The sequence below is a fragment of the Novosphingobium sp. genome, assembly GCF_027489515.1.
GTDB lineage: Bacteria > Pseudomonadota > Alphaproteobacteria > Sphingomonadales > Sphingomonadaceae > Novosphingobium.
Map to the genome: position 1 here is coordinate 1 of NZ_JAIXZS010000062.1, position 8,873 is coordinate 8,873.

Consider the following 8,873-nt stretch of genomic DNA (forward strand, 5'->3'; position numbering starts at 1 on the left):
ACCCACTAAGGGCGCTTCTCCGGCACAGGAGTGTAGCTCAGTTGGTAGAGCATCGGTCTCCAAAACCGAGGGCCGGGGGTTCGAGTCCCTCCACTCCTGCCACGTTCCGCTGAGGAACGGGCCGCCGTTTCCCACTTTCGTGAGTTTGTCGTGGCCTGCGCCGCCTGCATGGTGCGCGGCAAGCCATTCCTCCTGCCGAAAGCCCCTGCCATGACTGTCAAGGCCTATGCCGCCCAAGCCGCCGACCAGCCGCTCGGGCCCTTCGCGATTCCGCGCCGGGATGCCGGGCCAAATGATGTGGTGATCGAGATTGCCTTTTGCGGGGTGTGTCATTCCGATCTCCACACCGTCCGCGGCGAGTGGGGCGGCACGATGTTTCCCTGCGTGCCGGGCCACGAGATCGTCGGCACAGTGAGCGCCATCGGGAGTGCGGTCACCCGATTCGCACCCGGGGATACGGTCGGCGTCGGCTGCATCGTCGACAGTTGCCGCACCTGCGCTGCGTGCGGCGAGGGGCTGGAGCAATTCTGCGCGAGCGGCATGACCGGCACCTACAATTCCCCGACGCCTGATGCACCGGGTCACACCCTGGGCGGCTACTCCGAGCGGATCGTCGTCGATCAGGCCTATGTCCTCGCCATCCGCCACGCGAAAGAGCAGCTCGCTGCCGTCGCGCCGCTGCTCTGCGCCGGGATCACCACCTGGTCGCCGCTGCGTCACTGGAATGCGGGTCCGGGCAAGCGCGTCGGCGTGGTCGGCATCGGCGGCCTGGGCCACATGGCCGTCAAGCTCGCCCGCGCACTCGGCGCGGACGTCACCGCCTTCACCACCAATCCCGGCAAGGAAGCCGCGATCCGCGCACTCGGTGCGCACCAGGTCGTCGTCTCGACTTACAAGGCCGCGATGAAGGCCGCGCGCGAAAGCCTCGATCTCATCATCAACACTGTCTCGCACAGCCACGATCTCGATCCCTTCCTCCTCACCCTGAAGCGTGACGGGACGATGGTGATGGTCGGCGGGCCGGAAAAGCCGCATCCGATGCCCACGCTGTTTCACTTCCTGACCCGGCGCCGCAGCCTCGCCGGATCGCTGATCGGCGGCATCGCGGAAACGCAGGAGATGCTCGATTTCTGCGCCGAGCACGGCGTCGTTTCCGACATCGAACTGATTCGCATGGAAGAGATCGAGGCGGCCTATGCTCGGATGCTCAAGGGCGACGTGCGCTACCGCTTCGTGATCGATACCAGCACGATCTGACTGGGCTGCGCTGGCGGACCTCTCCCGCAAGGGGCGCGAGGTTCGCCAGCGCCCCCGCCTCTTGCCAAGCGCCGCCCCAGCGCCTAAATGCGTGGCTCTTCCGACATCGGAAACTTCACCTGCCCCTCCCGGACCTGTCCGGGGCGGCGATGAGGCCTAGCCGGAAGCCGTGAAGGCGCCCCTCGGCGCGAGCGAGAGCAGGAATACGTGATGGCAAAGCTGAGCCCCGGTGAATTCATCAACCAGGTCCGTGCCGAAGCGCGCAAGGTGATCTGGCCGACCCGCGCCGAGACGACCACGACCGCGATCTTCGTCGGCATCATGATGCTCATCCTTGCGGTGTTCTTCCTCGGCATCGATTCGATCTTCAGCCTGATCGTGCGCTCGCTGCTGTCGCTGGCTTGATAGCCGGCGCCTGATCACACGAACCCCATTCAAGGACGACCCATGGCCCGCTGGTACATCATTCACGCCTATTCCGGCTTCGAGAACAAGGTGAAGGAAGCCATCCTCGCCGAGGCCGAGCGTATCGGCCTTTCGCAGCTGGTCGAGGCAGTCGAGGTGCCCACCGAAACCGTGACCGAGGTGAAGCGCGGCAAGAAGGTCCAGGTCGAGCGCAAGTTCATGCCGGGCTACGTCCTCGCCAAGCTGGCGATGAACGACGACATCTACCACCTTGTGAAGAACACGCCCAAGGTCACCGGCTTCCTCGGCAACAACAACAAGCCGCAGCCCATCTCCGACAAGGAAGCCGCCCGCTACTTCGGCGCGCGCGAAGCCGCCGCTGCCGAACCGCGCAAGCAGGTGCTGGTGGATTACGAGATCGGCGATTCGGTCAAGGTCAACGCCGGCCCGTTCGCTTCGTTCAATGGCACCGTGGAAGAGCTCGATTTCGAGAAGCAGCGCGTCAAGGTCGCGGTCTCGATCTTCGGCCGCGCCACGCCGGTGGAACTGAGCTTCGAGGAAGTCGAACTGGTCAAGTAAGGCGCTCCCTCCCGCCCGCTTGGCTCGATACGAGACGAGCAGGGCCGGATCGGAAGCAGTTTTGCTTGGTTTGGTGGCGGATTGCCGATAATTTAGAAGCGTCTGGATCAGACCGAGACCCTGTTGGCCTCGGCGGTCTGGCGCCTTTCGCCGCCGCTCCAAGCCGCCCGACAGACGCCGCCATGGACAAGGGGGCGTCAAGGTGCAGTTGAATTCAGGAGTCAGGGCGGCTCGCGCGGCGATGCGCTGGGGTGTGGCGGTGATCGGTATTGCCGCACCGGCGGTCTGCTTTGCTGCCGACGGCGGCTTCATCGGCACTCTCTCCAGCCAGACTTTCCCCGCCGATGCCATTCGGTCCGAAGCCACGTGGCCACCTGCGGGGCCGGATTACCTGAAACGGGGACAGGTCAGCAGCGCCGAAGCCGCCAGCGTTATCTACAATGCCGCAACCGGGCTCTACACGGTCAAGACGGGGGCGACGTCCACCCAGCTTGGCCCGGCGTCCGTTGCCACTGCGGAGTCTACCACAACCTACACGGCCTATCGCGTCGGCGGCGATCTCTTCGCCTTGTCGAAGCCGGGTACGTCCGGTCCCCGCTTCCAGTATGTTGGCCAGGGTTTTCGCCTTCACATCAAGCCGGATGGCGCGGTGGAGGACAATTTCACCTACGGCTTCGTCACGCCCGCCGCCGCCCTGCCACGCAGCGGGCGCGCCGAATATGCGCTGGTCTTTTCCGGGCATGTCCATCAGGCGGAACCCAAGGCGGCGCAACTCGCCGGTACGGGTTCGCTCCGGCTCGATTTTGCGACAGGCGGCGTGGTTCTGAATGGCCGGGTCGGCCCCTCCACCTATTCGCCAACGGCCTACGTAGGCATCGGCTTTTCGGGGCACATTGATTCGACCGGCCACTTCGCCTCCTCGATCGACAAGGGCAATCACTTTGCGGGCCGTTTCTATGGTCCTGCCGCGCAGGAAGTCGGCGGCGTGTTCGCGGCGACTGATGGCGCAACAACGCCTATCTTCACGTATTCGGGCACGTTTGCCGGGCGCGGTGGGCTGATCGCCAATGTGCCCTTCGTTGCGGCAAACGCCAATGCCGACGTGGCGCCGGGCACGGCTCCGATCGAAGTGCGCTACGATGCGACCAAGAAGATCTACACGTTGATCGAGCCGACGCGGTCCTACTCCGGCAAGCTCAACCAGTACATCACCTGGGGGCCATCGTTCGATGATCTCCACACGGTCCTCGTCGGTCGCTACAACAGCCTCAAGGCGCTTTACTGGGGTGAAGGCAGCAGCTCTGAACTGGGCGTACCCGGCGCGGCCAGCACGGGCACGATCCACTATCTGGTGACTGGTGACCAGACCCCCTTCGCGGCCCTGCCGCGCACCGGGTCCGCCGGGTTCAAGATCACGCTTGCCGGTACGCTGTCTGATCCGGCCTTGCCGACATTCCATGCCCTCAAAGGCGCGGGCACGCTCTTCGTCAATTTCGGCGATGGCTCGGTCAAGCTCACCGGCACGACCAGCGTGCTCGATCCCTTCTCGGGCACGCTTGCCGGCACGTTCGCTGGCACGGGCAAGCTCGGCGCGGGCACCAGTGCGCTGACAGGCCCGGTGAAGCTCGATGGCTTCGGCAGCTACACCGGCAGCTGGCAGGGCCACCTCTACGGGCCGACTGCGGGCGAAGTGGGCGGTGCGTTCAACGTGCTCAGCGCCAATGGCAAGGCTGGAGTGATGGGGGCCCTTTTCGGCAAGTATGCGGCCGGCCTCGTCGACAAGGGGCCAGCGCGTGTAGCCTACACCCCGCTCACTGCGTGGATGTCTGGCACCCAGGGCGGTGTCGATGCCAATGTCTTGTCCAACTTCGATCCGGCCACCGGCATCACGCGGATCAGGGCGTCGTTCCTTGCAACCCCCTTTGCCACATTGCCCGATATCGTGCTGCAACCCGGCTCGATCGATGCTGCGGCCGGATCGGCATCCTACACAGTATACAAGACGACGGCACGGAGCACCGCGGGCACCTATGCGATCACCGCAAGGCAGTTGAAGACCGGGCCTGACAACCCGCTCGTCAAGCTCACATATCTGTCGTTCTACGATGTCTCCGCCGTCGTAACCACGCAGATCTATTCTGATGCAAAGGATGTGCATTTCATCGCACTGGCCGGCGTCGCCACGCCCTTCAATAACATCCCCACCACGGGCAAGGCCGTCTACAACGGCATTGTCGCCGGGCGGGCCGTGTCCGGCACAGATGCGGCCCATCCGTGGTCGGTGACCGGCAAGAGCACGTTCTCGGTCGATTTCTTCTCGAACGCCTTCACCGCCGCGCTGACGATGAGCGCGCAGCGTCCGGGTTCGTCAAACCACGCCTTTGCCGCGCAGAATTTCGCCACATCCATCTCGCTCGTCGAAAACGGGTTCTCGGCCAGCAACAGCACCGGCGGCTATCTCGCCGGCAAGTTCTATGGCCCCTCCGCCACCGAAATCGGTGCGGCCGCCGGGTTCGGGCTTACCGACGCGGCTGGCCCGTGGCGGATCGCGGCCGTGGCCGTCGCTGGCCGATAGGCGCGAGGAAACAGCGGGTTACGGAACCCCTGGAACGGCATCGACCTGACCCGCTACCGGACGGACTGTGGCCGTCCCCCCCTGCCATGGCAGCAGAGACCCATGGTCTTCGCCCTTTAGCGGCTGCTTCCAGCGGTAAGTCGCAACCTCAGGGCTTGATCCCGAAGTGCGCGTAGAAATGCCCCACATCGGGGAACACCGTCTTCGCGGCCTTGGCCAGCGCCGCGGCCTTGGCCTTGTCGCCCATGCGGTCGGCCACGATCGAGGCCATGTAGAGCGAGGCGGTCTGTTCGGGCTCGGCCGCCAGCGCGGCTTCGTAGTCGGCCATGGCTTCCTTCAGGCGACCGGCGCGCAAGTGCACCAGCGCGCGGCTGTCCATGTACATTGCAGGGTTCGCCTCCAGCTCGATCGCCTTGTTGCAATCCGCCAGCGCGGTATCGAGCGCGCTGTTCCTGAGGCCGAGGTACCAGCAGCGCGCATTGCGCAGCTTGGCTGACGAACCGCGCTTCTCCAGCGCCTCGTCGAGCATGGCGAGCGCCTCGTCATGCCGGTTCGCCTGCTCGAGCCGGTCGACCTTCTCGAGGAAGTTGGAGAGCCCGTCGTCGGTCGCGATGTCGAGGTCGGTGGGCAGCAGGTCGAGGCCCTCGTCCGCCTTGCCCGCCTCGATCAACTCGTAGGCGAGGCTGCTGCGCGCATCGGCGTTGCCCTGCTCGAGATCGTAGGCGGCCTGCGCATCCGCCAGCGAACCGGCGCGATCGCCAAGCTTGCTGCGCAGCGACGAGCGCTTGAGGTACCGGTCCGCCGAGGCGTCGAGCGCGATGGCGCGGGTGTAATCGGCTTCCGCCGCGGCCCAGTTGAACAGCGTCCGCTCGAACCACGCCCGGTCGGTCAGGCGCGCCGCGTCGTCCGGCTTTTCGGCAATGCGCGCGTCGAAGATCGCGCGCACCTTGGCCAGCGCGGGGCTGCTCTTGCGCCGCGCCACATCGTCCCACCACTTGGGGTAGGCAGGATCGAGCGAGAGGCGCGCCGTGCGGTCCATCGCATCGGAAATCGCCTTGGCCGTTCCGCTGGCCTTGTCGGGCGCGATTTCGGCACCGCTCTCGCGCGAGACGATGTCCTCGGTCAGCTCTCCGCCCGCGAGCGCAATGCGGCGCTGCCAGTTCGCGGCGGGGAGGTCCAGCGCGCCCGGATCGGCGCCGGTCAGCGTCACGCCCTTGCCCTGGTCGGGGAGGCGCCAGCTGGTGTGCAGCCGCGCGTGCCACGGCTCGCTGATCAGGCCCGGGATGGCGCGCCAGGCAGCGCGGTCGCGCGGTGCATCATAGGTGACCTTGAGGCTGGGCGGCACCGCGAGCGCGTAGTGCCCGTCGCGGTACTTCCAGTTCGGGTAGGCAATGCCGTCGAACTCCAGCGTCCACACGGCAGCATCGGCATCCCAGCTCGAGCGAGGCTTGCCCACGAAAGTATCGCCCACCCAGCTGCTGGCGGCCTTCTCGGCAAAGCTCTTCAGCTTCTCGTCATAGCTCGGACCTTGGTCCACCTTGTAGGCCGCGCCGTAGGTGCCGTTATAGCGAAGCGTTATGTGATAAGGCGTCGCCAGATGCGGCCCGGCGGTCATGTCGTAGGCAAGGTCGGCCTCGATATCTGGCCGGGCATGCGCACGTAGCGGCAGCGCGAGCAGCTCGGGCTTGCTGCCCTCGATCGTGCCGCCCATCGGCAGGACATATCCGTAGCGCGGCACGTCGCGGATATCGGCCAGCCGCGAGCCCAGCATCGTGCCGTCAAGCCAGAAGTCTTCGGCGCCGACCCTGGCGTGAACGAAGACGTGATCGAACGCCAGCGCAGCGGGCACCATATCGGGCACGGCATCGCCGCGCTTGCTGCTTGCCATCACCGGCTCGGCCCTGATGCCGAGGCGGTCGAGCACCGCGAGCAGCAGGCGGGTCTTGGCCTTGCAATCGCCATAGCGCTTGGCCCAGGTATCCATCGGCGCCTGCGGCACATAGTTGCCGTTGCCCATGGCGATCAGCTCGTAGCGCACCTCGTCCTGCACCAGCTGCAGCGCATCGGCCATCCGGGTCACCGGATCTGTCGAACGCGCGGCAATCGCATCGACCCGGCCTGCAAGGTCGGACCCTGCCGGTATCGTGTCCTTCACCGCATAAAGCGGTGCCATGACTCCGGCGACCGCGGCCCAGTCCGGGAAGCTCGAATACTGCAGCAGCGGCAGCGGCGTGAAGCGCGAGGGTGCGTTCTTCGGCACGTCGGGCAGCTTGGCCACCGGGAGCGGCACCACGATCTCGGTCCAGGTTCCGTCGACGGGCCTGGGTACCGGCGTAACCCCCGGCGCGAGCGACTTCACCGTCAGCGGATTCGCGGTCCGCCAGACCAGCCGCGCCCGCCCGAAGCCGACCTTGAGCGGCGCGGGCAGCAGCACCAGCCCGTCCTGCACATGGCCCGCCAGCGCACTGTCGCGCTCGGAAATGCTGAACACCATGCGCAGCACATCGCCCACGCGCAGGCCCTCGATATGCTTCACCGCGGTCAGCTGGCCATCGACCATCAGCCGTTCGAGCCCCGCCTCGCGCCGGATCACGGTGATCCCCTCGCCCTTGCCGAGCGCATCGATCACCTGCTCCCCGCGAATGATCTCCAGCTTGTGCAGCGTGAGGTCACCATGGTCCGGCTGCCAGCCCAGCGTGAGTGTGCCCATCTGGAGCAACGCCTCCGGGCTGGAGGCCTGGCGCATCGTGTCGATGTAGACGGTGGTGGTATCGCCATCGACCTGCACCTGCTCGTCAAACCGCACCGCGCTGTCTGCCTTGAGTACCGGCGGGGCCGGGGCGACCCAGGCGGGGACCGGCGCGATCAGGACCTTGTCTGCCGCATGAGCCGAAGGAGAGGCGAGTGCGCAAACGAAGGCAGCGCCGATAAGCGTTCTGTGCAAAGTAGGCCCCGGGAAAAAGACTGACTTGCCAAGGGATAACCGAACCGGGCCAAAGCGCAACGACTGGTGACACCGTTCTGGGCGCGCTGCATGGCTGGGCGGTGCGCGCGGACCATTGCCAAAGCGGTGCTGTCCCGCTATGCGCCCGCACTTCCGGTGGGGCATGCCCCGCCTGATTCCGTGCGGGAGGGTGCGCTTGCACCTGTCTGACCGCTCACTCTGCGGGGTCGCCTGTTTCCCGGGCGCTCCCAACAGGACGAAAGGAGGCCAATCGTGGCCAAGAAAATTGATGGTTACATCAAGCTGCAGGTTGCAGCTGGTGAAGCGAAGCCCTCGCCGCCGATCGGGCCCGCGCTCGGTCAGCGCGGTGTCAACATCATGGGTTTCTGCAAGGAATTCAACGCCGCGACCCAGGAGATCGAAAAGGGCACCCCGCTGCCCACGATCATCACTGTCTATTCGGACAAGTCGTTCACCTTCGTGACGAAGACGCCGCCGGCGACCTTCCTCATCAAGAAGGTGCTCGGCCTCAAGTCGGGTTCGAAGGAGCCCGGCAAGGTCTCTGCGGGCAAGATCAGCCGCGCTCAGCTCGCCGAAGTTGCTGCAATCAAGATGAAGGATCTGAACGCGAACGACGAGGACGCGGCGATCAAGATCATCGAAGGCTCGGCTCGCGCCATGGGCCTGCAGGTGGAGGGCTGATCCGATGAAGACGACGAAGAACCAGAAGGCGCTCGCGGAAAAGCTGGGCGACAACCAGAAGCTCTACAAGGTCGATGAGGCGATTCAGCTTCTGAAGGACCTCAAGCGCACCAAGTTTGACGAAACCATCGAGGTTGCGCTCAACCTCGGCGTCGATCCGCGCCACGCCGACCAGATGGTCCGCGGCATGGTCACGCTGCCTTCCGGCACCGGCAAGGACGTCAAGGTCGCCGTGTTCGCGCGCGGTGACAAGGCCGAGGCCGCTCTGGCCGCTGGCGCTGACAAGGTCGGCGCCGAAGACCTGCTCGAGGACATGCAGAACGGCAACCTCGACTATGGCCGCGTGATCGCGACGCCCGACATGATGGGCATCGTCGGCCGCCTCGGCAAGGTGCTGGGCCCCAAGGGCCT

At 65.6% G+C, this 8,873-nt stretch carries 6 protein-coding genes, 1 tRNA gene and 1 pseudogene; 7 read left to right on the plus strand and 1 reads right to left on the minus strand.

The genetic code is table 11. The features are described from left to right. Positions 1 to 26 precede the first annotated feature (26 nt). The 5 genes from Q0082_RS11095 to Q0082_RS11115 all read left to right on the plus strand — a co-directional run bounded on the left by Q0082_RS11095 (position 27) and on the right by Q0082_RS11115 (position 4,816). A tRNA-Trp gene (locus tag Q0082_RS11095) sits at positions 27 to 102 on the plus strand. 108 nt (positions 103 to 210) lie between these two features. Further along, positions 211 to 1,257 (plus strand): NAD(P)-dependent alcohol dehydrogenase, encoded by a 1,047-nt coding sequence (locus tag Q0082_RS11100; RefSeq protein ID WP_298192479.1) that lies wholly within the window; start codon positions 211 to 213, stop codon positions 1,255 to 1,257. Positions 1,258 to 1,467: 210 nt separating this feature from the next. After that, positions 1,468 to 1,662 carry a preprotein translocase subunit SecE gene (secE, locus tag Q0082_RS11105; protein WP_292940088.1) on the plus strand — a complete coding sequence of 65 codons (195 nt, stop codon included), beginning with the start codon at positions 1,468 to 1,470 and terminating at the stop codon, positions 1,660 to 1,662. 42 nt (positions 1,663 to 1,704) lie between these two features. Beyond that, positions 1,705 to 2,241, plus strand: coding sequence for a transcription termination/antitermination protein NusG (gene nusG, locus Q0082_RS11110; RefSeq protein WP_147158972.1), 537 nt, complete (start codon positions 1,705 to 1,707; stop codon positions 2,239 to 2,241). A 202-nt stretch (positions 2,242 to 2,443) separates the two neighbouring features. Then, on the plus strand, positions 2,444 to 4,816 hold the full coding sequence (locus Q0082_RS11115; protein ID WP_298192483.1) for a transferrin-binding protein-like solute binding protein: 2,373 nt from the start codon (positions 2,444 to 2,446) through the stop codon (positions 4,814 to 4,816). A 148-nt stretch (positions 4,817 to 4,964) separates the two neighbouring features. On the opposite strand, the gene Q0082_RS11120 is transcribed toward Q0082_RS11115, so the two are convergent. After that, positions 4,965 to 7,760, minus strand: a complete 2,796-nt coding sequence (locus tag Q0082_RS11120) for a DUF3857 domain-containing protein (RefSeq protein ID WP_298192484.1) — start codon at positions 7,758 to 7,760, stop codon at positions 4,965 to 4,967. A gap of 273 nt (positions 7,761 to 8,033) precedes the next feature. On the opposite strand from Q0082_RS11120, the gene rplK reads away from it, so the two are divergent. Together rplK and Q0082_RS11130 are read left to right on the plus strand one after the other, a co-directional pair. Beyond that, complete coding sequence (gene rplK / locus Q0082_RS11125; RefSeq protein ID WP_298192486.1) at positions 8,034 to 8,462, plus strand: 50S ribosomal protein L11; 429 nt, start codon at positions 8,034 to 8,036, stop codon at positions 8,460 to 8,462. Between the two features lie 4 nt (positions 8,463 to 8,466). Next, positions 8,467 to 8,873: pseudogene (locus Q0082_RS11130) on the plus strand (50S ribosomal protein L1); the annotation flags it as partial.